24 protein-coding genes are annotated in these 23987 nt (G+C 43.3%); 22 read left to right on the top strand and 2 right to left on the bottom strand.

The genetic code is table 11. From position 1 onward, the window contains the following. Positions 1 to 136 precede the first annotated feature (136 nt). The 3 genes from IGJ25_RS09240 to IGJ25_RS09230 all read left to right on the top strand — a co-directional run bounded on the left by IGJ25_RS09240 (position 137) and on the right by IGJ25_RS09230 (position 2527). Positions 137 to 814 carry a carbonic anhydrase family protein gene (locus tag IGJ25_RS09240; protein WP_017144366.1) on the top strand — a complete coding sequence of 226 codons (678 nt, stop codon included), beginning with the start codon at positions 137 to 139 and terminating at the stop codon, positions 812 to 814. A 307-nt stretch (positions 815 to 1121) separates the two neighbouring features. Next, the gene (locus tag IGJ25_RS09235) at positions 1122 to 2024 is read left to right on the top strand and encodes an AraC family transcriptional regulator (RefSeq protein ID WP_225000858.1); all 903 of its coding nucleotides are present in this window, start codon (positions 1122 to 1124) and stop codon (positions 2022 to 2024) included. A 14-nt stretch (positions 2025 to 2038) separates the two neighbouring features. Then, positions 2039 to 2527 (top strand): pyridoxamine 5'-phosphate oxidase family protein, encoded by a 489-nt coding sequence (locus IGJ25_RS09230; protein WP_128431994.1) that lies wholly within the window; start codon positions 2039 to 2041, stop codon positions 2525 to 2527. Positions 2528 to 2778: 251 nt separating this feature from the next. Here IGJ25_RS09230 and efbA read toward each other — a convergent pair whose 3' ends face one another. Beyond that, positions 2779 to 4479 (bottom strand): fibronectin-binding protein EfbA, encoded by a 1701-nt coding sequence (gene efbA / locus IGJ25_RS09225; protein ID WP_225000857.1) that lies wholly within the window; start codon positions 4477 to 4479, stop codon positions 2779 to 2781. 108 nt (positions 4480 to 4587) lie between these two features. Next, on the bottom strand, positions 4588 to 4986 hold the full coding sequence (locus IGJ25_RS09220) for a DUF1622 domain-containing protein (RefSeq protein WP_016609320.1): 399 nt from the start codon (positions 4984 to 4986) through the stop codon (positions 4588 to 4590). A gap of 126 nt (positions 4987 to 5112) precedes the next feature. Here IGJ25_RS09220 and IGJ25_RS09215 point away from each other — a divergent pair, with 126 nt between their 5' ends. From IGJ25_RS09215 to IGJ25_RS09125, 19 genes are all read left to right on the top strand, one after another. Next, on the top strand, positions 5113 to 5691 hold the full coding sequence (locus IGJ25_RS09215; protein WP_010748364.1) for a hypothetical protein: 579 nt from the start codon (positions 5113 to 5115) through the stop codon (positions 5689 to 5691). A gap of 374 nt (positions 5692 to 6065) precedes the next feature. Next, positions 6066 to 7118 (top strand): tryptophan ABC transporter substrate-binding protein, encoded by a 1053-nt coding sequence (gene trpX, locus IGJ25_RS09210; protein ID WP_225000856.1) that lies wholly within the window; start codon positions 6066 to 6068, stop codon positions 7116 to 7118. A gap of 78 nt (positions 7119 to 7196) precedes the next feature. Continuing rightward, complete coding sequence (locus tag IGJ25_RS09205) at positions 7197 to 8081, top strand: ABC transporter permease (protein WP_010748362.1); 885 nt, start codon at positions 7197 to 7199, stop codon at positions 8079 to 8081. Further along, on the top strand, positions 8081 to 8839 hold the full coding sequence (locus IGJ25_RS09200; RefSeq protein WP_225000855.1) for an ABC transporter ATP-binding protein: 759 nt from the start codon (positions 8081 to 8083) through the stop codon (positions 8837 to 8839). The genes IGJ25_RS09205 and IGJ25_RS09200 overlap by 1 nt, the downstream gene beginning before the upstream one ends. Before the next feature lie 413 nt (positions 8840 to 9252). Continuing rightward, entirely contained in the window at positions 9253 to 10122 is an 870-nt protein-coding gene (locus IGJ25_RS09195) for a shikimate dehydrogenase (RefSeq protein WP_225000854.1), read from the top strand. 39 nt (positions 10123 to 10161) lie between these two features. Continuing rightward, the gene (aroF, locus tag IGJ25_RS09190) at positions 10162 to 11187 is read left to right on the top strand and encodes a 3-deoxy-7-phosphoheptulonate synthase (protein WP_005226100.1); all 1026 of its coding nucleotides are present in this window, start codon (positions 10162 to 10164) and stop codon (positions 11185 to 11187) included. A 36-nt stretch (positions 11188 to 11223) separates the two neighbouring features. Further along, on the top strand, positions 11224 to 12279 hold the full coding sequence (gene aroB, locus IGJ25_RS09185; RefSeq protein WP_142974258.1) for a 3-dehydroquinate synthase: 1056 nt from the start codon (positions 11224 to 11226) through the stop codon (positions 12277 to 12279). A 19-nt stretch (positions 12280 to 12298) separates the two neighbouring features. Next, positions 12299 to 13465, top strand: coding sequence for a chorismate synthase (aroC, locus tag IGJ25_RS09180; RefSeq protein ID WP_005226098.1), 1167 nt, complete (start codon positions 12299 to 12301; stop codon positions 13463 to 13465). Positions 13466 to 13509: 44 nt separating this feature from the next. Further along, a complete protein-coding gene (locus tag IGJ25_RS09175) occupies positions 13510 to 14592 on the top strand; it encodes a prephenate dehydrogenase (RefSeq protein ID WP_034868604.1) in 1083 nt (360 codons plus the stop codon). A gap of 9 nt (positions 14593 to 14601) precedes the next feature. Then, positions 14602 to 15891, top strand: a complete 1290-nt coding sequence (aroA, locus tag IGJ25_RS09170; RefSeq protein ID WP_225000853.1) for a 3-phosphoshikimate 1-carboxyvinyltransferase — start codon at positions 14602 to 14604, stop codon at positions 15889 to 15891. Further along, positions 15888 to 16394: a shikimate kinase gene (locus IGJ25_RS09165; RefSeq protein ID WP_225000852.1), complete on the top strand. Its 507-nt coding sequence runs from the start codon at positions 15888 to 15890 to the stop codon at positions 16392 to 16394. Before aroA ends, IGJ25_RS09165 begins: the two co-directional genes overlap by 4 nt. A 1-nt stretch (position 16395) precedes the next feature. After that, positions 16396 to 17277 (top strand): prephenate dehydratase, encoded by an 882-nt coding sequence (gene pheA, locus IGJ25_RS09160; RefSeq protein ID WP_225000851.1) that lies wholly within the window; start codon positions 16396 to 16398, stop codon positions 17275 to 17277. Continuing rightward, a complete protein-coding gene (locus IGJ25_RS09155) occupies positions 17252 to 17722 on the top strand; it encodes a GNAT family N-acetyltransferase (RefSeq protein ID WP_225000850.1) in 471 nt (156 codons plus the stop codon). The genes pheA and IGJ25_RS09155 overlap by 26 nt, the downstream gene beginning before the upstream one ends. 117 nt (positions 17723 to 17839) lie before the next feature. Further along, the gene (locus tag IGJ25_RS09150; RefSeq protein WP_225000849.1) at positions 17840 to 19114 is read left to right on the top strand and encodes an LCP family protein; all 1275 of its coding nucleotides are present in this window, start codon (positions 17840 to 17842) and stop codon (positions 19112 to 19114) included. Between the two features lie 93 nt (positions 19115 to 19207). Further along, on the top strand, positions 19208 to 20056 hold the full coding sequence (locus IGJ25_RS09145; RefSeq protein WP_225000848.1) for a DegV family protein: 849 nt from the start codon (positions 19208 to 19210) through the stop codon (positions 20054 to 20056). Positions 20057 to 20232: 176 nt separating this feature from the next. Then, entirely contained in the window at positions 20233 to 20775 is a 543-nt protein-coding gene (locus IGJ25_RS09140) for a GNAT family N-acetyltransferase (RefSeq protein WP_225000847.1), read from the top strand. Then, on the top strand, positions 20768 to 21025 hold the full coding sequence (locus IGJ25_RS09135) for a TfoX/Sxy family protein (RefSeq protein ID WP_225000846.1): 258 nt from the start codon (positions 20768 to 20770) through the stop codon (positions 21023 to 21025). Before IGJ25_RS09140 ends, IGJ25_RS09135 begins: the two co-directional genes overlap by 8 nt. Before the next feature lie 189 nt (positions 21026 to 21214). Further along, complete coding sequence (locus IGJ25_RS09130; RefSeq protein WP_005235941.1) at positions 21215 to 21694, top strand: DUF6530 family protein; 480 nt, start codon at positions 21215 to 21217, stop codon at positions 21692 to 21694. Between the two features lie 18 nt (positions 21695 to 21712). Further along, complete coding sequence (locus IGJ25_RS09125) at positions 21713 to 23980, top strand: AAA family ATPase (RefSeq protein ID WP_225000845.1); 2268 nt, start codon at positions 21713 to 21715, stop codon at positions 23978 to 23980. Positions 23981 to 23987: the final 7 nt, after the last annotated feature.

Here is a 23987-nt window from a genome sequence, read left to right as displayed (position 1 = left end):
TATGTGAGGGAATGACCAAGCATATTCGTTTTATTTTTACCTATTTTCTGATAGCATTGGGAGAAAGTTTTTTGATAGGAAGGGCTATACCTTGCTGTCAACTTGAATTAGGAGGCTGTTTTTTTTGAAAAGAAATATGGACGTTCCCTGGAGTTATTCCGGAGACAATGGACCTGAACATTGGCACACTTTGTGCGACTGGTATGCACAAGGTGCCGAATTTCCTTACCAATCCCCAATCGCTTTAGTCCACGATGAGACCGAAGAACCCATCGATCAGGACTTGGCTTTTCACTATAAACGAGAGCGGTTCACGGAAAAAGAATTCAAAAATACGATTCACTTCGTTCCTTATAACAAAGAAAGCTATGTCACATTTAAAGGGATCAACTACTATTTGACGGATATTCATTTTCACATGCCGTCTGAACATATTATCGATGACGAGCAGCAAGAGTTAGAGTTTCACCTCGTTCATATGAATGATGACGGAGAAAACTTGGTGGTGGGTATCTTATTCAAACTGACGGATAAACTCAACTGGATCTGCAATCAGCAAGACGACAGCATCTGGGACTTTGAGAACCACACCCAATGGTTTGATCCGAGCATGTTCTTGCCAGAACGCACCCACCATTTTCATTATGTTGGTTCCTTGACGACCCCACCAACGAAAGGGCCAATCAACTGGTTTGTCTTTGACTGGATTGGGGAGATGAGCCGTCGCTTCATTTTAGAATTCCGCGAAGAAGTATTAGAAAATAATAATCGCCCATTGCAAGACCGCAAAGATCGGCCTATTTATTTCTATTGATTTATAAAAATGGTTCCTTTTACGTATTTTTTTCGGACTTCTCTTCTGATTATCCTATAAAACCCGACGTAGTGGGAACCTTCTAGCAATACAATAGTTTAAAAACGAACGGAAAAAAAGACGAAAATCCTCGTCTTTTTTTATTTTCATAGGCATCGAGCACAAAGACTATGCTAAACTAATCAATAAGCAGGTTTTAAGTATTTGGTTTATTGTGAAATAAAACACAATTGAATCAATTGAAAAAGAGCAGACACGGTAAAGCTTTTTTAGCGAATTATTTTATAGTAAAAGAAAGGAAATTCATATGCATGCATGGGAGGCAATCCAAAAATCAATCGATTATATTGAAGACAATCTTACCGAGCCATTAGAGATCGAAACGTTGGCGCAAGTTGCATCATTGTCCGTTTTTTATTATCAGCGCTTATTCACTCGTTTGGTTAAACTTTCTGTTAGGGAATATATAAAACTGCGTCGTTTGGCAAGAGGTGCGCTTTTATTGAAAAACCAAAAGAAGCGAGTCATTGATGTCGCTTTTGAAGTCGGCTTTAGCAGTCATGCCGTTTTTTCAAGAACGTTTAAAACGGTCTATAGAATTTCACCCTCGCTTTATCAGAAAAAGCCCATTGGCTTACAAAACTTTGATAAGCCAGATCTTTCATTAGGCTATATTGTGACGGAAGAGGGTATCCCATTGATCAGTGAAGGGGTTGTTTTAGAAATCCAGAAAAAAAGCAATCTGCATCCACTGGTCTTCTATGGGATCGTCGGTTACTACCCATTCAACTATGGGAAAATGCTAGGGCAACGAACAGGGATCGACCCGATTGAAGAAATTTGGCATGAATTTCTTCAAAAGATTGCTAATCAACCGGGAAAAGCCAACTACCAGATCGGTGTTTCGTTACCTGGAGATGCGCCAGAAGGCTATTCGAGTTACTTTGTTGGCCAAGTAGGTGATGACTCACAGGGATCGACCTTCAGTGAATGGACGCTACCGGCTCGGGATTACGTTGTTTGCAGTTTTGATACGATTTCAGAGCAACTGATCATCAATATGGGGAAGGCGATGCGCTATACCCGTTTCTGGTTAAAGAAGAATGGGTGGATTGCTGAGGATTTTTTCCCTGAGCTTTATCAAGAAAGAGAAAATCATGTCGTTCATGTTGAATTATGGATTCCTTTTAAAAAAAGAAGTGAGATGTAAGGAGGAACAGTACAATGACTCAGTTTGAAGAAGGAGTAAAACTACTTGAAGAAAAATTCGGACATTTTAAAGACAATGTGATCGCCCTTGCCACGACTGCTTGTAACGAGAATGACAAGGGAGAAACACAGCCAGTCGTCCGAGAAGTAGATGCTTTTTATGAAGACGGCGTTTTTTACGTGACAACTCATGAGCAATCAAACAAAATGAAGCAAATCAGCAAGAATTCAGCAGTTGCGATTGCTGTCAGTGGTGAATGGTTTACTGCGATCGGTCAAGGAGAGAATTTAGGGTGGGTGCTAGACCCTAAAAATGCAGAATTAAGAAGCAAAATTCGCAAAGCCTTTGTCTGGTACGACGAAGTTAACAATGAGGATGATAAAGGCTGTTGTTTTCTAGCGATCCGTTTGACCAAAGGAACGTTGAATATCAATCACTGGGAAAAGCTGTATCATTTTGATTTTGAGAAGAAAGTCACTATGGAGGATGGCGGGATTTATTAGCCAGCAGAGCCTATTAGCCGCAGGTGATGTTCAATTGCCATTCTAGCGGATCTAGCAGATATGTTGATGGCTGAATTCTGATAAGGCTTGCCTTTTGTGATACAAGCTAAGCAAAATTGTTGCTGAAAGAGCATTAGATAGAACGAAAAAGCATAAAAACCGATCACAAGCGCTGCGAAGAGGCACGCGCTTGTGATCGGTTTTTTGATTGATTACTTTATGATTTTTGATCCGAATAAACTTAGAAACAGCTAGGACTGTTTTAATCTCAAAATTCCCTCATCAGGTGTCACAAAAAGTGTTTTTTGATTCTCATAAATGACGAATCCAGGCTTGGCACCATTCGGTTTCCGAATATGTTTGACTTGCACGTAGTCCACTGGTACTTGGGCAGATTGACGATATTTCGAGAAATATGCGGCAAGCTCTGCAGCTTCCATTAAGGTTGTCTCACTAGGATCATCCGAACGAATGATGACATGAGAGCCAGGAATATTTTTGGTATGCAGCCAGATATCACTCTTACGAGCTGTTTTTAAGGTCAGTTGGTCATTTTGTAAATTGTTTTTTCCGACGAGAATTTCAGTTCCGTCTGAAGAAAGAAATCGTTCTGGTTGCGAAGGAGCAGCTTTTTTACGCTGTTTCGCCCGATTTTTGACATAGCCTTGTGCGATCAGTTCTTCCCGAATAACCGCCAGATCCATGGGAGAGGCGATTTCTAATTGGGCTAACACGGATTCGAGATACGCGATTTCTTCTTTCGTTTCGGCAATCTGCTGATGGATCAGTTTGACTGCATTTTTTAATTTCTGGTAACGTTGAAAATATTTCTGAGCATTTTGATTGGGAGAAAGAGCAGGATCGAGTTTGATCGTCAAAAGCCAATTCTCATCATAATAATTTTCCAAATCAACTGAAGCAGCACCACGGGGGACTTGATTCATAAAGGTCGTCAAAAGCTCACCTTTTTGACGGAATTCTTCGGCGTTTTCTGAATCGATCAACGTTTGTTGGCGTTTCTTTAACTTCAACTGGTTCCGTTTCAGTTCATTCTCAATTTTTTTCAGTAATTCGCCACCTTGTTGTTTGACCCGATCTCTTTCCGCCTTGTCGTGATAAAACGCATCTAAAAGCTCACTCAGACTCTGATAATGGGTGACAGTGGTGGTCGCATCGATCAATGATGGATAGGGAATTGGTGTAAAATATTCCTTTTTCTCTGACTGGAGATAACTTGGTACTAGCTCCTGGGTAAGCTCTGTAAAGAAAGCTTCCCACTGACGCAGTTTTTCATTGGGATTGGCATTGATTCGAGCGATCAATTCTTCTGCTGTATCGCGGCCTAAGCCTTGGAATCGTTGTTGAAGTTCTTTTGCCGTCAATGGATCAAGAGTAGATAATTCTTCAAAAATTTTGGTGCGAGAGGCTGTGAAAGGATTAAGCGTCGATTGCTTTGGTGGTGCAACATAGACAGCACCTGGCAATAAGGTACGATACGTATTTTGTGAATGACCAATGTGTTTGATCGTATCGACGATTTTTCCGCTCGTCTTATTCATTAATAAAATCGTACTGTGACGGCCCATTAGTTCGACGATCAAGACGAGGGCTTGCAAATCACCTAATTCATCTCGTCGCGTGAAATGAAAATGGATCACACGGTCATTGTCGATTTGTTCGATTGATTCTAAGATCGCCCCTTCTAAATATTTCCGTAGCATCATCAAGAAATTCGGTGGGGTTTCTGGATTGCTATAGGCGATCGTTGTGCATTGTACACGAGCATAGGTGGGGTGTGCGGATAGCAAAAGTTTGTGATTTTTCCCTTGGGAACGAATCACAAATACGACCTCATTTTCATAAGGTTGATGAATTTTGTTTACACGTCCACTGGTTAATTGATTTTGTAATTCTTGGACCATTAAATGGGTAAAGACACCATCAAAAGACATATTGTTTCCCTCTTTTCTTTTAAGGATAGTTTGACTGAGGGATTGATCCTTCCAATGTCAAATATTCCTATCTATTATACCGAAGAATCCAAAGAAAAGCCATGGCAGCTAGCTTTCCTTTTTCTTGGTAGGTTGGTGATCGGTGGTTTGCAGTGCACGCTCGATTTCCTTATTCAAGAAATAAGAGATGACTGTCCGAATAATAACGACGGCAGCTAGACGTACGATGTCTTCGAAAGTAGGGTGGATGATCGTCTCAATAATATCTGCTGCAATCAAGATCTCCAGACCTAATAAGACATAGCTCCCTAAATAATTGCGGATAAAATTATTCTCTCTGGCTGCCACCAATCGATCCTTTTCTGTTAATTCGTAGCGCACAAAATCAATGCCTGCGATCAATACACCCCAAACGATGACAAAAATGGAGAGAAAGTTCAAACAGACAACGATGAAATCGAAGATTGGATTGGCTCCAGTCATCAATGAATCAGCTAGATTATGCATAATGACTCCTTTACCGTTTTCTTTTATCTTACCGAATTATCGAAGAAATGTGAAGTTTCTTGACGTTCTAGGAGGGAATTGATAGTATGAATTAATAGTAGGATTTTTAAAAAAGGTGGGCAAATTATGGAACAAGTTAGGAACTTTGTTCATTACACGAAAGAAAAAATAGTTGAAAGCTGGCAAGCTTTTTTAGATGATCTTTATCGAGATCAGAAAAAAACGATTTTCACGCTGATCGGGGGAATTCTTTTCGCACTGGTCTTCGCAGGTTTGATCGTCTTTTCTCAAAATCGTATCAATGCTTCTTTAGTGGATCGGATCGCTTTTGACAAGCTGCCGTCAGAAAAAGTACAGCCATTGCCTTATCTGACTGCAGACAAGACGATTCGTGAAACACGAGCGATCTCGGTGATGTTTAGTAAGCCCAACGGACCTCAACTCGATCAAGTATTTGATCTGATCCAAGCGCAAGAAGATGAGCTGAATCGGACATTTTTTTATTATCCAATCGTCTATGATGCGGCTTTTTTCTCCAATGAATACAGCGTTGATCCTGATAAAGTGACGTTTGTTTTTTATGAAGAAGGGGTTGAGAAAAATCGCTTTACCTTTGATTCATTTGAGCAGCCAACGACGGAATTCATCCCAGAATTGAATCGTTTACCGATGTGGACGATTCGTTCTTCTGCCAATGATCGATAAAAAAATCTGACAATTTGACAGAAAATTGTTGACGTTTTTTTATCAATAAGCTAAACTGAATTCAATCAAGAAAGAAAACAAGTTGAGAAGGAGGAACAATCATGAAACTATTTATTCCATTGCAAGTGAAATCATGGCAAAACTGGCGTAGATAGTTGTATTGATGGGACCTCATTCCATAGATACAACTTTTTAGAGAACCTTCTAAAGTGCTGTATCTATGCTGGTAGTTGAATTTATCGCCGCATAGGACAAGCTTCTATGCGGCTTTTGCTTACTTGCAATTGCCGTCACATAGGCAGTTGCTTTTTTTGTTCTCAAAAATCATAAAATGAAAAACACGAAAAACGTAAGCAGAAAAAGGAGAATGAAAAATGAAAAACAAGGGATTAATTGCATCGGTTGCCGTTATTTTATTATTTTTAGGAGCGACATTTGTCTATCAGTTAGGAATGAGAAGTGGGACCAATCAAGCTAGTGAGACTTCGGAACCAGTAGAAAAAGCTGAAAAAACAGTCGGGATCCTACAATTTGTCAGTCATGAAGCACTGGATGCGATCACCGAGGGGATCAAAGAAGGCCTTAAAGAATCAGGCTATACCGAAGGGGACAACTTGACGATCGAATTCCAGAACGGTCAAGCGGATCAAAGCAAATTGGCAACGATGAGTCAGCAGCTGCTAAATAAAGATGCCGACGTTTTGGTTGGGGTAGCAACACCCGCAGCACAAGCGTTGGCGAATGTCACTCAGGATGTACCGATCGTTTTAGGAGCGGTCACTGATCCAGTTGGGGCAAATCTGGTGGCAGATATGGATCAACCCGGCGGCAATATCACTGGTGTTTCCGATAATGCACCAGTTGCTGCACAAATCAAACTAGCAAAAGATTTGCTGCCAGAGGCAAAAACAGTCGGTATTTTGTATTCTTCGACCGAAGACAATTCGAAATACCAAGTGGCAGAAGCAGAAGCTGCTGCCGAAGAAAATGGCTTGACCAGCAAATCGTATGCCGTTCCTTCAAGTAATGAAATTGCGCAAATGGTGCAAGTGATGGTACGGGAAGTCGATTTTATCTATATTCCGTTAGACAATACGATCGCAAATGCTATGCAGACCGTAGTTCAAGAAGCCAATAAATCAAAAACACCAATCATTACTTCCGTAGACACGATGGTGGAACAAGGCGGTTTGGCAACGGTCGGACAAGATCAATTTACGATAGGCGTGGAAACTGGGAAGATGGTGGCAGCAATTCTTGATGGGACAGCAGAACCTGCGACAACACCGATCTATACATTCAGCGATGGCGAAACGATCATCAATGAAACTCAGGCGCAGTTATTGGGCATCACTATCCCAGAAAACCTCAAAGACGAGGCGAAACTGATTACAACGACGCCAGAAAGCGAAGCAAGTGACGAGTAATAACCAAGAACAGCGACCACCTGCGATCATCGAGAGGGTCTTGAAAGAGAAAACTTGTAAGAATATGGAGGAAGAATGATGATTGTTTCAGCAATAGGGCAAGGACTACTTTGGGGAATCCTGGGATTAGGGATTTTTATGACCTATCGAATTTTAAATTTCCCGGATATGACGACGGAAGGGTCCTTTCCGTTAGGCGGTGCTGTCTGTGTGACAGCGATCACCCATGGGGTGTCGCCCGTCTTAGCGACTTGTTTAGGAGTATTGGCTGGGATGTGTGCGGGCTGTGTGACAGGACTTCTTTATACAAAAGGCAAAATTCCCGTGATTTTAGCTGGAATCTTGGTGATGTCTTCATTGAACTCGGTCATGCTGTTTGTGATGCGCTCACCCAACCTCTCTTTATTAAACCAACCGAAAATTCAAGATTTTTTTACTAGAATGAATTTACCGAATTATTATGATACGGTGATCATTGGATTGATCATGGTCTTGTTGATCGGGGGCGTCTTGGTTTACTTTTTCCATACAAATTTGGGTCAAGCTTACATCGCTACAGGTGATAATGAGCATATGGCAAAATCGATGGGGATCAATACCGATCGAATGAAAATCATTGGATTGATCGTCTCCAATGGCGTGATCGCACTCTCAGGCGCATTGATTGCGCAAAATGACGGCTATGCCGACATAAGCAAAGGTATCGGTGTGATCGTTATCGGACTGGCGTCAATCATCATTGGTGAAGTGTTATACGGGGAACTGACCTTGCTGGAACGTTTGATCGCTATTGTGATCGGCAGCATTATTTACCAATTATTGATCCTATTTGTGATCAAAGCTGGATTTGATACGACCTACTTGAAGATCTTCTCTGCAATCGTCTTGACGATCTGCTTGTTGATCCCTCAATTTAAACAAGCCTTGCATCTACGCACTGGTTTTGAAACGGAGGACGAATAATGTTAGCCTTAAAAAAAGCCTTTAAAGTTGTCGGCAACGGACCAAATGAGAAAAAAGTACTCTTGAATAAAATCGATCTTTCTTTAAAGCCAGGAGAATTTGTCACGGTCGTTGGAGGAAACGGCGCCGGCAAAAGCACGTTATTCAACTGCATCTCAGGCACCATGCCCTTGACGAGTGGGCAAGTGATGATCGATGATCAAAATGTGACTACACTTTCGGAAGAAAAACGCGCACGCTTTTTGGCGCGGGTTTTCCAAGATCCGAAAATGGGCACTGCTCCCCGTATGACAGTGGCAGAAAATCTGCTGTTAGCACAAAAAAGAGGGCAAAAACGGTCACTTGGTCTTCGACAACTCCAAGGACAAAGGGAAATGTTCTTTGCGCTTTGTAAAGAAATCGGCAACGGGTTGGAAAATCATTTGGATACGCCAACGGGCAGTTTATCTGGTGGTCAACGACAGGCACTAAGTTTATTGATGGCAACGATTCACACACCAAAACTGTTGTTGCTAGATGAACATACGGCTGCGTTAGATCCAAAGACCTCCAAACAGCTGATGCAAATCACTGCAAAACGCGTGGAAGAACAAAACCTGACCTGTCTAATGATCACCCATCGGATGGAAGATGCATTAAAATACGGGGACCGCTTGATCCTGCTCAGAAAAGGAGAGATCGTCAAAGATCTTTCAGCAGAGGAAAAAGCGCAATTAAGCTTACCAGAACTATTACTGTTCTTTGAGGATGACTTATAAACCCTTGATAGAACAGTGTTTTCAAAAAAAACAATCAAATAAATGAAAAAAATAAGAAAAAATCATTGACATCTTTCAAAGTTAAACCTATACTTAGGTCAATCTTACATCAGTTTGGAGCGAATGACTATGCAAAAATTATTGCTAACGAACCCCACACAACTGAATAAATATTACTTTAGCTATTTTAGATAGGTTTGTATTCATGAAGGCATGGGTACAAACGCTAAGTTTGTATCTATGATGGCTAGAGCATTTCGTAATGAATTCGCAGCCACGTAGATCGTAAAATCTATAGTGGCTATTTTTTATATTCACATTTCGGCTCTGTCGTTATGTAATGTTTGAAGGTGTTCACTGTAGATTCTTAAATTTACGGTGGACATCTTTTTTTGTTGAAAGGAATGAACCAGATGAAACAAATGATAACCGGTTACACACGGTTGGCGGCACTATTTGCTAAACCAGCCAAACACAGCATCTCTCCAGCGATGCACAATCTTTCTTTTGAAGAACAAGGGATCGACGCCGTGTATCTGGCCTTTGATGTTGAGCCGGACAATTTAGCCGCTAGTATCCAAAGCATCCGTCAGTTGGACCTCTTAGGTGTCAATTTATCGATGCCTCATAAAATGGCGGCTGTAGCGCTGATGGATGAATGTTCACCCGCAGCCGAGTTGATCGGCGCAATCAATACGATCGTCAATCAAGAAGGTCGCTTGATTGGGCACAATACAGACGGCATCGGCTTTATGCGAGCTCTTGATGACATTCAAGTATCCATCATTGGCGACACCATGACGGTGATTGGAGCTGGCGGAGCGGCGACAGCGATCATTAGCCAAGCCGCACTAGACGGCGTCAAAACGATCCATGTCTTTAACCGCAAGGATGAGTTTTATCCAATCATCCAAGAAAAATTAACACAGATTGCACAAAAAACAGCTTGTGAAATTACCTTAACCGACTTAGAAGATCAGATGGCTTTAAAAACAGCCATCGATCAAAGCAGCTTATTGGTAAATGCCACGGGCGTGGGAATGAAACCAAATGATACCGTAAGTCCTCTGAAAGATAAAACACTCCTACGGGAATCATTAGCTGTCTATGATGTCATCTATAATCCAAGAGAAACGCAGCTTTTGAAAGATGCGAAAGCAGTCGGCGCCAAAACTGCAAACGGCTTAAGCATGCTACTCTATCAAGGTGCAGCCGCATTTGAACTTTGGACTGGCAAAGCGATGCCTGTTGAAAAAGTCAAAGCACTCATCGAATCCATGTAAAAAATAAAAAACAGAAAAAAACGAAAGTAGGAAGAAAAAATGATCGTAATTATGAAACCAGGCGCTACGCCAGAACAAGTTGAAGTTGTTGTAACTAGAATCAAAAAAGAAGGCTTAGATGTTCAAGTCAACCAAGGAAAAGAACAGGTAGTTATCGGCTTAAAAGGGGATACCCGCCGCATCCAAGATGTTGCTTTTCGCAGCTACGAAGGTGTCGAAGATGCCATTCGGATCTCAAATACTTACAAATTGACCTCTCGTGAGTTCCATCCGCAAGATACGGTTGTTGATGTAGATGGTGTGAAAATCGGTGACGGCAACTTTGTTACGATGGCTGGTCCATGTTCGATTGAAGGCTTAGACCAAATTCGTGAATGTGCCCGAATCGCTAAAGCTGGTGGTGCACAAATCTTACGTGGTGGTGCCTTCAAACCCCGCACGTCGCCTTACGCATTCCAAGGGCTTGAAGAAGAAGGGCTAAAATACATTCGCCAAGCAGCCGATGAAACGGGAATGAAAGTCATCACAGAAGTCATGGACGAAGGACATATCGATATGGTGGCGGAATACAGTGATATTTTACAGATTGGTGCTCGGAACATGCAAAACTTCAAATTGCTAGCTGCCGTTGGAAAAACCGGGAAACCAATTGGCCTTAAACGAGGCATCTCAGGCACGATCGACGAATGGTTGAATGCAGCGGAATACATCGCCGTTCAAGATAAAAGTGAAGTGATTTTCATTGAACGCGGGATCCGAACTTACGAAACAGCAACCCGTAATACCTTTGATCTAAGTGCGGTACCAATCATCAAAAAACTGAGCCACTTCCCAATCATCGTCGATCCTAGTCATGGAACAGGTATCTGGGATCTCGTACCACCAATGGCAAGAGCGGGTGTTGCTGCTGGCGCCGATGGGATGATCGTTGAGATCCATCCAGATCCAGCCAATGCTTGGTCTGATGGCCCTCAATCACTTAACGAAAAAACGTACATGAACATGATGAAAGAAGTCCATATCATGGAAAAAGCGATGAAAGAAATCAAAGCGTTGCAAGACTAAGCGTCAAGACAACCAATAAAAGAGGTGCAAAAATCAATGTTACACATTCATTTAGAAGAACATTCCTATGATATCCTCATCAAACGAGGGGCGTTTCAAAACGTCGGAACCTGGGTGCAACAGTTGTGGGACAAACAGCGTATTGCCGTCATTACAGACAGCAACGTCGCACCCCTGTATGGCGGACAAATCGTCGATTCCTTAACCGCTGCAGGGTTTGAGGCAACACTGTTAGTCGTACCAGCTGGCGAAAAAAGCAAATCACTAGAGCAAGCAGCTAATTTATATGATGGTCTTGCCCAACTCGGAATGACCAGAAGCGATGGGATCATTGCCCTTGGTGGCGGTGTGATTGGTGATCTTGGAGGATTTGTTGCTTCTACTTATATGCGCGGCATTGATTTCTTGCAGATTCCAACGACGTTATTGGCACAGGTCGATTCAAGTATCGGCGGAAAAACAGCTGTAAATACTGGCAGTGCCAAGAATCTCGTCGGGACATTTGCACAACCAGCCGGTGTGATGATCGATCCAGATTTACTTACAAGTTTGCCCCTCAAACGCGTCCAAGAAGGCATTGCTGAAATCATCAAGTCAGCCGCTATTGCAGATCCTGAGCTTTGGCAAACGTTAGCAGGTTTGAAAGATGAAGTCGATCTTTTGGCACATGCTGAGAAAGTAATCACTGCTTCTTTAAAGGTAAAACAAAAAGTAGTAGAAGAAGATCCTTTTGATCATGGCAGTCGTCTGACACTGAACTTCGGTCATACGATCGGGCATGGCTTAGAAAGAACAGCCGCGTTTGACACCAGTCATGGCGAAGGGGTTGCAATGGGGATGATCATGATCACCCGTCATGCAGAAGCCATCGGATTAACACCAAAAGGTACGACCCAGCAGCTTACAGAAATGGTTGAGAAGTTTCATTTGCCGATCACACCAAGTGAAATAGATAAAGAGCAATTATACCAAGCAATTACTCATGATAAAAAAGCCCGCGGGCAACAATTGAAGATTATTCTATTAGAAGCGATCGGACAGGCGAAAATCGTGACGATCCCGACTGAAAAAATCAAAGACTACCTATTATAAGAAAGGAAGGTAACGGATCATGCGTTATATTACAGCAGGCGAATCACATGGACCAGAGTTGACCGCCATTATCGAAGGTTTACCGGCAGGATTGCCATTAACAGCAGAAGACATTAATTTTGAATTAGCGAGACGACAAACCGGCTATGGCCGTGGGGGACGGATGCTGATTGAAAAAGACCAAGTCCGTATCACTTCGGGTATCCGTCATGGAAAAACACTAGGCTCTCCTGTGACTTTAGTGGTTGAGAACAAAGATTGGAAAAACTGGACCAAGGTCATGGCGATCGAAGAGGTACCAGAAAAAGACCGCAAACTACGACGAGTGGCACGACCAAGACCTGGTCATGCTGACTTAGTCGGCGGCATGAAATACCATCATCAAGATTTACGAAACGTTTTGGAACGCTCATCTGCTCGTGAAACGACCATGCGGGTAGCCATCGGAGCAATCGCGAAGAAAATTTTAAAGGAGCTTGGCATCGATGTGGCGGGTCATGTAACAATGTTAGGCGGCATCAAAGCGGAAATTCCTGAAGGGTTGACCGTCAAAGAAATCGCAGAACGCTCTGAAGCTTCAGAAGTAAGGGTGTTAGATCCGTCAGTCGAAGAAGAAATCAAGCAGCTGATCGATCAAACGAAGAAAAATGGCGATACGATCGGCGGTGTAGTGGAAGTACTTGTTGGCGGCGTTCCTGCTGGTTTAGGCAGTTACGTGCAATGGGACAAAAAACTTGATGCGAAAATCGCCCAAGCCGTGGTCAGCATTAATGCCTTTAAAGGTGCTGAGTTCGGCGTTGGCTTTGAGGCTGGTGTTTTGCCCGGCTCCAAAGTCATGGATGAGATTTTATGGGACGAACAACGAGGCTATACCCGTCGCAGCAACAACCTTGGTGGGTTTGAAGGCGGCATGACGAACGGTGAACCAATCGTGGTTCGTGGTGTTATGAAGCCGATCCCGACCTTGTACAAGCCATTGCAAAGTGTGGATATCGACAGCAAAGAACCGTATAAAGCAAGCGTCGAACGCTCAGATAGCACCGCTGTACCAGCAGCCAGTGTTGTTTGTGAGAGTGTGGTGGCGACAGTGGTGGCCAATGAACTATTAGAAAAGTTCCCAAGTGATTCATTCGCAGAATTGACTGCATCTGTTCAAGCGTATCGAGAATACTTGTTAACCTACTGATTATAGAACCAGCAAAAATTCCAGTAGAAATGAGGATTCTTTTCATGAACCAAAATATCTTTGTCGCCGGTCTAGGATTGATCGGCGCTTCCTTAGCAAAATGTATCAAAAAGGCACATCCGCAAGTGCATTTGATGGGCTGGGATTGTCAGGAAACCAATGAGATCGCATTAGCAACAAGTTTAGTAGACGAAGTGCCCCCTTCATTTTCTGAAGGTGCTGTCCGTGCCGACGTGATTTTGTTGGCATTGCCGGTAGAGATCACCAAAAAATATCTTGCCGAACTGGGGGTACTTTCATTAAAGCCTTCGGTGCTAGTAACAGACACCGGCAGTACCAAAGCGGAAATCACCCAATTCGCCGAGTCCTTTTCCTTTGATTTTATTGGGGGCCATCCGATGGCTGGCTCTCATAAATCAGGGATCACAGCAGCCGATGAGAACCTTTTCGAGAATGCTTACTATATCTTCACACCGACGAAAAGTCAGCGGATGGAAGAGCTGCAAGAGCTTTTTCGCGGCACCAGAGCCAAATATGTGGCGCTTGCGCCAAAAGAGCATGATCAAATCACAGGGATGTTGAGCCATTTGCCCCATATTATTGCTTCTGGATTAGTCAATCAGGCAGACGCTTTCAACCAAGCCCACCCCAGAGCGCAACAACTTGCAGCAGGCGGTTTTCGCGATATCACTCGCATCGCTTCTTCAGATCCTCGCATGTGGACCGATATCTTATTGAGTAATCGACAGGAACTACTGCAGCTGATCGATGAGTGGCAAAAACAAATGACGACCATGGCTCACTGGTTGCAGGAAAAAGACGAACGGGCGATCTTTCGGTTCTTTGAATCCGCGAAGGAAACACGGGATCAATTGCCGGTTCATCAAAATGGCGCGATCCCGGCATTCTATGATCTATTCATCGATGTACCGGATCATCCCGGTGTTGTCGCTGAAGTGACGGGGCTATTGAGCGAACATCAGCTCTCTTTGATCAACTTAAAAATTCTTGAAACTCGAGAAGACATCATTGGTGTTTTACAGATTTCATTCAAAACGCAAAATGATTTGCTGCAAGCAGAGCAGCTGATCCAAAACAAGACGACCTATTCGTGTCGAAAAAAATAGGAGGCTGGGATGAAACTAAAAAAAGCAACACATTTAAAAGGGACGATAGCGGTCCCTGCTGACAAATCGATCTCACATCGCAGTATCATGTTCGGGGCGTTAGCTGAAGGAACAACGACTGTCCGAAATTTCTTACGTGGAGAAGACTGCTATAGCACCCTTCATGCATTTCAATCATTAGGGGTTCCGATCCATGATGACGGTCAGACGATCACGATTGAAGGACAGGGCTTTAATGGTCTTAAGCCTGCTGACGAACCAATCGATATCGGTAATTCTGGCACAACGATTCGTCTAATGATGGGGATTTTGGCTGGACAGCCATTTACAACTTCCTTATTCGGTGATGACTCATTGAATAGACGACCAATGAATCGCGTGATGCTGCCGTTAAGAGAAATGGGTGCCAATGTGAGAGGGCATGAACAGACGGAGTTCCCACCGATCACCATCAATGGCACGGCTTCATTACATCCCATCAATTATCAGATGCCCGTAGCAAGTGCTCAAGTAAAATCAGCACTGATTTTTGCGGCACTACAAGCACAAGGTACATCTACGATCATTGAAAAAGAAACAAGCCGCAACCACACCGAAGAAATGATCCGTCAATTCGGTGGTGTCATCACAACACAAGGTAAAACGATCACTGTGACGGGACCTCAAACACTCCAAGGGCAAGAAGTAGTTGTTCCCGGTGATATTTCCTCCGCTGCCTTTTTCTTAACAGCCGGCGCGATTATGCCAGAAAGTGAGATCGTTTTAAGAAATGTCGGGATCAACCCCACTCGTACAGGAATTCTTGACGTGCTAGAGGAGATGGGTGCTTCGATTGCTTTTTCTAATCAAGACGATAAGAATCAATCAGCTGACCTTACCGTTCAAAGTTCTACCTTGCAGGCAGTAACCATCGCTGGCGATATTATCCCACGCTTGATCGATGAATTGCCGATCATTGCGTTGTTAGCCACGCAGGCGCATGGCAAAACGGTGATCAAAGATGCGGAAGAACTAAAAGTAAAAGAAACCAACCGAATTGATGCAACTGCCGAAGAGTTGACAAAACTAGGAGCGGACATCACTCCCACCGAGGACGGCTTGATCATCAACGGTCCAACCCCTTTGCATGGCGGTCGAGTGTCAAGTCGGGGGGACCATCGCATCGGCATGATGCTGCAAATTGCCGCCTTATTGACAGATGAAGAGGTAGAATTAGAAAAAGCCGAAGCCGTAGCAGTTTCTTATCCTGATTTTTTTGAGGATGTCGCACGTTTGGCTAAAGGAGGAAACAGCGAGTGAAAAAAGTGATATTAATTGGCTTTATGGGTGCTGGAAAAACCACGATTGGTTGTCTTTTGGCTGAAGAAACGAACCAGTCTCATGTGGATTTTGATGACTTGATCGTTGCTGAGATCGGCATGACCATTCAAGACTTTTTCGATCAACACGGTGAGGAAGCCTTTCGCAAAATCGAAACGGATATTTTAGCTAAAACTTTGGCAAAGGAACAAATTATTTCCACTGGTGGGGGCATCGTATTAAAAGAAGAAAATCGTCAGCTTTTAAAAGAGATGCCGCTCGTCGTGTATTTAAAAACAGATCCCGAGGAACTGATCCATCGCTTAAAGGCGGATACTGGCAGCATTCGCCCCTTAGTCGTCTCAAAATCACCAGAAGAAATATTGGCTGTTTACCGTCCTCGGATCCCTCTTTATGAAGAAACTGCTTCATTGATCGTTGAAACGACGAACAAAACACCAGAAGAAATCGTACAGGAAATCTTGATCAAAGCAGGTGCATAAAATGAAGATTGGTTATTTAGGACCGAAAAGTTCCTTTACGCATTTAGCTGCGCAAGAAGCGTATCCAGAAAATGCCTGTATCCCTTATGGATCGATTCCACTTTGTATTCAAGCGCTAGCTAACGGTGTGATCGATCGCGCGGTCGTTCCGAACGAGAACTCATTAGAAGGGTCCGTTCATGCCACTATTGATACACTGTTTCGTCAAAATCAATTGAGCATCGAACAGGAAATTATTTTACCGATCAATCATCAATTGTTAGTTTCTCAGCAAACAGCAAAAGACAACCGTCCTATCACTAAGATAATTTCTCATCCGCAAGCCTTGGCGCAATGTGCCGACTTCATCGAAGCCAGATTTGCTGGAGCTACTGTTGAGGCGGTTGCTTCCACAACGACTGCAGCAGCCTACGTAGCAAAACATCCAGAAGAAGCAGTTGCAGCGATTGCTTCCAAAGAAGCCGCTTTGGCTTATCAGTTAACGATCAAAGAAACCAATATTCAAGATGTTGCCTTTAATCAAACCCGTTTTTGGGCTTTGACGAAGAAAGCAGCAAACACCCAATTACCAGAGCAGACCGTCGAGAAAGCAACGATTTTTGTGACGCTGCCAGCAAATCGCCCGGGAATCTTGCACAAAATCTTAGCAACCTTTGGCTGGCGAGAAATTGATTTAAGTAAAATTGAATCGCGGCCGTCAAAAACCACCTTAGGGGAATACTTTTTCGTGATCGATCTGGTGATGGACAAACCGTGGCAACTGATTGTAAATGCCTTTGAAGAGATTCAGTTGTTGGGTGGACACGTCCATCTTCTCGGCGTGTATTCGGTAAATGTTGTTGAGGACGTGACAAAAAATGACTCAAGTCAAAATAAGAATTAGCCAAGATGAAACACTTTTAGCAACGTTTCATAAAGAGATCCAAACACAGCACCATCAATGGTACCCAACGATTTTTAAGCCCTTTGATCAACCAAGATTTGAACAAGCAATCACACAGCAGCTGCAAGAGCCAAGCCACCACTTTTTTATCGCTTGGTTGGCGGAACAGCCTTGTGGCTTTGTGCATCTTCAAGAGGTCCGTTTGCCACAAAATGCGATGATGCATGAACGAAAGTGGCTGGAAATTGCAGCAATCGCTGTTGACCCTCGGTACCAAGGGATGCATATTGGAAAACAATTGTTGGAATTTGCTGAAAACGTTGCGTTGGAAAAAGGCTTCGATGATCTCTCACTAAACTTTTGGTCGGCAAATCAAGTGAAATCATTTTATGAGCAAGCAGGATTTGTGAGCACACGACAAGGAGCATCAAAGCATCTAAGGTAGAAAAATGAAGAAATTTCCTAGAAAAAGGTTAAAATTTCAGAAAATAGCTTTCTTTCTATAAGGTCTAGGGTATCCTTATAGACAGAGAGCTATTTTTTAGTTGGAGGATCAGAAGCAATGAGCAGGATGGAAAAAAATAAAAAACTGCATGAACGGCTAGAAAAGGAATCCAGTCAGGCAGCCAAAGAAAGTATCTTTGCCCGCCGAGAAGCCAAAAGAAGAAACCAGCGCGTCAGACCGAGTGATTCTACTTCGTCTGCTGATGAGCCAGTAAGAGACATTTTGTCTCAAAACACCGAGCATCCTAGGGCAAGCGACCCTCGTGCGGCTCAAAGTTCCCGAAAACAGTCACAAGTAGGAATAAAAAAATCTGAGGGACGAAAAAGCGCAATCCCCCCGCTATCTGCTCAGGGACCTGCGATGCATCAAGGTCAGGAACAAAGCAAACAAAAACCGCAAAAGTTTAAGAAGACCAAGCAACCCAAACAAAAGAAAAAGCGGAAGCACCCAGTTCTACGTATTGTGGTTCGGGTACTATTGGTGCTTTTTGCCTATTCATTGATTGCGTTTCTTGTCGGTCGGCAAGTCGCAAGAAGTGACGCTGCTTTTGCTACGACTGATGAAGAGACCTTTAATGGTACGGCCGCTGCTAATGGTGCTCGTAATATATTGCTCATTGGTAGTGATAGTCGTGAAGGAGAAGCTGGACGCGCAGACACTATTATGGTTTTGCAATTAGATGGTCCCAGTAAGCAACCGAAGCTGCTTTCCTTTATGCGGGATACTTTAGTTACGATTCCCGGTTATGGCGAAAACAAGATCAACGCGGCGTATGCCTTTGGTGGTGCTGATTTAGTCAGACAAACATTAGCGGAGAATTTCGGGCTAGAAACCAACTATTATGCAAAAGTTGACTTTCGTTCCTTTGAAAAAGTGATCGACACACTGTTTCCCTCAGGTGTTGCTATCAACGCGGAAAAAGATATGAGTAAAAATCTTGAAGTTGCCATCAAACAAGGGCAACAACAAATGAATGGGCTTGAGCTGTTGCAATACGCACGCTTTCGGATGGACGAAGAAGGTGACTTCGGTCGTGTAAGACGACAGCAGCAAGTAATGGATGCGATCTTTAGCGAAATGAAAAATCCTTTAGCTATTTTAAAATTGCCTTATGCAGCAGGAAAAGTCTTAGGCTATGCTTCCACCAACCTGCCAATGTCTTTCCTATTAAAAAATACCTTCTCGATTGCTCGAGGGGCGGGAGGAGTCGACAGCTTGACTGTCCCAGTCGCTGACTCTTGGCAATACGGTTCAAGTGCGAGTGCTGGAAGTGTGTTAGTCGTCAATCTTGAAACCAATCAACAAGCGATCAGGAATTTTCTTAATGAGTAAGCAGAATGAAAAGTTCTGAAAACCATTTGAAAGTAAGTAAATTTATGCTATATTATTAATGACGTTTGAAATTTGTTGAAACGAGGAAAAAGAATGAAATTAGCCGTTGTTACTGACAGTACAGCTTATCTGCCGGAACGGATCAAAAACCATGAAGATTTGTTTATCATACCGATTCCTGTTATTTTAGATGGAAAAGTCTACAATGAGGGTATCGACATTGAAGCTGATGAGTATTACGCTTTGCTGAAAAACAGCAAAGAATTCCCAACCACTTCTCAACCGGTATTAGGAGAAGTGTTAGCCTTATATGAGTCATTGAAAGATCGCGGTTACGACACGATCATTAGTATCCACTTATCAAGCGGGATCTCTGGATTTATCGGAACGCTGTATGGAATCACCGATGAAATCGAAGATGTTCAAATCATTCCTTACGATTCGAAAATCACAAGTATGCCGATGGGTCACATGGTAGAAACCGCTCTTGATCTATCAAGTCAAGGCAAAACCGTCGAAGAGATCATTTCCCATCTGGACACTATCAGAGACAATACCTATGCCTATTTGATCGTGGACGACTTGAATAACTTGGTTCGCGGCGGTCGCTTAACCAATGGGGCAGCCTTGATTGGCGGATTATTAAAAATCAAACCGATCTTGACCTTTGATCAAGGAAAAATTGTGCTTTACGAGCGCATTCGTTCCAGTAAAAAAGCATTCAATCGCGCAGAAGATATCATTGGTCAACGGGAGCAAGAAATCGCATTGCCTGTTAAATTTTATGTAATCCACGCCAATAATTTAGAAGTAGCGAAAGAAGAAAAAGCGAAGCTACAAGCGAAATACCCAAATGCAGAAATTGAGATTGGTCACTTCGGACCAGTTATCGGCACGCATTTAGGAGAAAAAGCCATTGGGATCGCTATTTCAGCGCAATAATTTTTATTTTTTCTATGTTTATCACGCCATTATCTTTTCAAGACGATGTATGTAAGAACCAGTTAGACGTTTGTCTAGCTGGTTCTTTTTTCTGCTTTTTTGAGATTCGCTTGTAAAAAATCACACAAACTCGTACAATAGGATCAAAATGAAGGACTGACAAAGGAGGAATTGCTATGAAGTGTTCCTTAAGAAGGTGGCAAATGAGCGATGCGCAAGATTTAGCCCATGCGTTAAACAATCAAACCATCCACGATTATTTACGAGATGGGTTGCCATTCCCATATACGGTCGCAGATGCACAAGCCTATATTCGATCTGTGGAGGAAGCAGAATTTGCCTTTGCGATCACTGTGGATGACCGAGCAGTCGGCAGTATCCGTGCTGTTCGCAAAGAAAATATCCATTATAGAACGGCTGAGATTGGCTACTCGATTGCACAAGAGTATTGGGGAAAAGGCTTGATGACCCAAGCTGTTCAGCAACTATGTGACTATGTATTTACTACATCAACTATTGTTCGTATGTCTGCTGAATCTTTTGCGAAGAATCATTCCTCTTGTCGTGTGTTGGAAAAGGCAGGTTTTACGTTAGAAGGCGTTTTGCGAAAGCATGCGGAGAAAAACCAGCAGCTGTTCGATATGAAGCTCTATGCGTTGATTCGTCAAGAGAAAGAGGAGCAAGATGACCACAATCAAAAAGGAGAAACCTATGAATGAACTGCAAAAATTACCAAATGTAGGTCAGGTTTTAGCGGATCACCTGGTTCGTATCGGCATCAATACCCCTGAACAACTACGCACAAAAACGGCCGAAGAGGTTTTTCTAGCTATCCGCCACCAATGCGATGCGGGCGCTTGCTTGCATATGCTCTACGGCATTGAAGGGGCGATCCAAGGCATTCCTAAAGCGCAGCTTACACATCAGAGAAAACAAGCGTTGCGCCTTTTTTTCAATCAATTGAGTTAGTGAAGTAATGCGTCATAAAAAAGTACTTTTTAAGAGCGTTTGTTTTTAGATGCTTCTTATCAAGTGCTTTTTCTATAAACATCTGTCCCTAGCTACTAGAAAAGACCTTTTGCTTGTTCCAAACCAGCTTCCTCATTATACTTACTCTATCTAGTAAATTACTAATTTACTAAACAAGGAGTGAGAATAATGAAAATACCAGAAAACTTGAAACATAAGCCCGTCATTAAAGTGGAAGACTATGATACTGTTGACGGAAAAAATGCGTTACATACAGATGCAAAAGGCCTTTCCCTCGGATTAGCACAATGGAATGATCGCGGAAAAGTCGATATCTCAGGCAAGGTTTGGCGCCATACAGGTGAAAAATGGTCTCGTCAGTCAGAAGAACTACCCCTCACTAGAATCTTAGATCTAGCAATCTTAGTGGCGCAATCTAGTTTGTATTTTCAAGAGGCCTATCGCCATGAAAAGTTTTACGATCCTGAAAATCCGTTGATCGAGATCATTGGCCTGCAAGGAAATCGTATGACCGTTGAAGTAGACACCGAAAATCCTAAAATCGATGAAGACATTCTGCTTTTTTATGATTCCTTGCAAAAAGATGGCGAGCTATACGGCGAACGCTTCAAAATCCTGAAACGGCTTTTAGATGAGCTAGGTTATTAAGAAAAGGAGCAGATTGCCATGACACAACATCAACCGTCTTTTGTCGTAACGAAAGGACGCGCTTTTAGCAAATTAGAACAAACCATGATTTGGAAAAAACCACAAAGTCATCAGACCAGTGCTGAAGAACTACGAATTGCTTCAGAGATCGCGTTGAATTGGGCGGATCCAGAGATGAAGATCTTCAATGTGTTGCTGGAAGGCGATGCTGGGTCGGGTAAGACTCAGTTGGCAAAGGCACTTTCTGCCGACCTGCAACTGCCCTACACCAAAATCACCTGCTTTGCGGATATGGATAAGTCAGATGTATTTGGTGCTTTATTACCAGTGATCAATACCGACCAAGAAGAGGACAAGGACTTGCTGGATGCGATTTATCAAAGTGATTGTTTTGAAGATGTCTTGGCATTGATCCAGCGGCATTTTTCCCTGACTCGTGAGCGGGCACGGGCGAAATTTGCGGAACTGATCGAACGGATTGAAACCAGTGATCAGCAACCGACGATTCAATACAAATTTTATCCCTCCGAAATCGTACGGGCGCTGGAAAAAGGCTATTTGCTTGAGATTCAAGAACCAACGGTCATTCGTGATGCTTCGGTACTAGTGGCACTAAACTCGGCCCTTGAACAAAACGGGATGCTAAATATCCCGACTGGCTTTGTTCGACGACACCCTGACTGTGTGGTGATCATCACAACGAATCGGAATTACCAAGGCAACCGCCCCTTGAACGAATCCTTGCGAGATCGGATGCAGCATGCTGAAAAAATGGATTTACCTGAGCTAGCAGTCATGGTGCAGCGAGGCATTGCCAAAACCAATTATCTGGACAAAACGACTGCACAGAAAATGGCTGAAATCATACGCTTACTAGACGTGACCGCCAAAGCCAACGCCATCAAAGGGGTGGCGGGCATGCGTTCCTATTTTTATTGGTTAAATGCAGTCAAACAAGGACAAGATCCCTTTACAGCAATTGATAGCAAAGTGCTCTACAAAATCACTACCGATCCAAATGAGCTTTCTCTGTTACAACAGGCGCTAGAAGCTTCAGGCTTATTGGCGCAATTGCGGCTTTTGTTTTCTGGACAACCGCTAAATGCCTTTAAAGAACAAATCAAAGGACGCAGAGTCAGCAGCGAAGAGGCTGACCAACGCAATGTAGTGGAAGAAGGCACGCCCATCCTAAAAAATGAGCAAGTCCTTGAGACCGCCAATCAAGAAACTGAGGCGGAAACGATGGAAACCAGTGATTCTGACAAACAAGAAGCGAAAAGCGCAGCAACTGAGGCGACGTTTTCAGAAGAACTAGAGCGCAATAGTCATGATGGCCAAGCAAAAGCTGGGAGTGAGACACAAGAGGCAGCTCCTGCTTCTCATTCTTTGTCCATCGAAGCGTATGAAGCCCAGGAGAAAGAAAAGAAAACCACGGCATCAAAGGCAGCACGACAAGCATTGAAAGAATCGATCCATGCCAAAGAAGGGCTGATCGTTCATCGACCACCCGTCGATTTAGAAAAAGCGACTGAAGCCCAACAGCGTTTGCAGCCGTTGCTGCCGATCGTAGAGTCATTGATCAAGCAAACACAAGAAGTATTGGAAAATGAACAAGCTTCGGCATACAGTAAAGGTAAGTACAGCGGCACACGCTTTGATGCCAGCAAGGTTGCGTATCAAGATTTCCGGACCTTTGACAAGAAGAATCCACCTCACGAACAGCCTTCCTTAGCTCTTGCTTTGCGCATCGATGAATCAGGTTCGATGATTCGAGAAGATCGGATATTGTATGCCCAACAGGCGGTCTTAGCGGTGAATGCTTTTGCCGAACGTTTATCTTTGCCATTGATGATCTATGGCGATACAGCGGACGTGACCGCTCGTGAAAAAACCTCGCTTTTTGCATACAAAGAATTCTATGAAGGCTTTGAATTTGTGCCAGAGAAACTCATGACAATGAAGCCTCGGCAAAATAACCGTGATGGAGCTGTCTTGCGCGTGCTAGCTGAAAAGCTCGCTCATCAGCCGGCAACCACTAAATTACTCTTGAATATAAGTGATGGCCAGCCAAAAGCTCTTCCTGATTATACAGGGGTAAAAGCCAAAGAAGATATTCAGCAGGTGATCGCTGACTATGAACGACAAGAGGTGCTGTTTCTTGCAGCTGCTATTGGGCAAGACAAAGAGGTGATCAAAGCGATTTATGGGGAAGAACGCTTTATTGATCTTTCCAACCTAACAGAATTTCCGCAGCGTTTGTTGCAGCTACTGACAAGGTATTTGTAAACGTCGA

It is taken from the genome of Enterococcus sp. DIV0240d, assembly GCF_051711245.1.
Lineage (GTDB): Bacteria > Bacillota > Bacilli > Lactobacillales > Enterococcaceae > Enterococcus_D > Enterococcus_D casseliflavus.
Note: the sequence above shows the minus strand (reverse complement) of the source record. Positions and strands in the feature narration are given on the sequence as shown.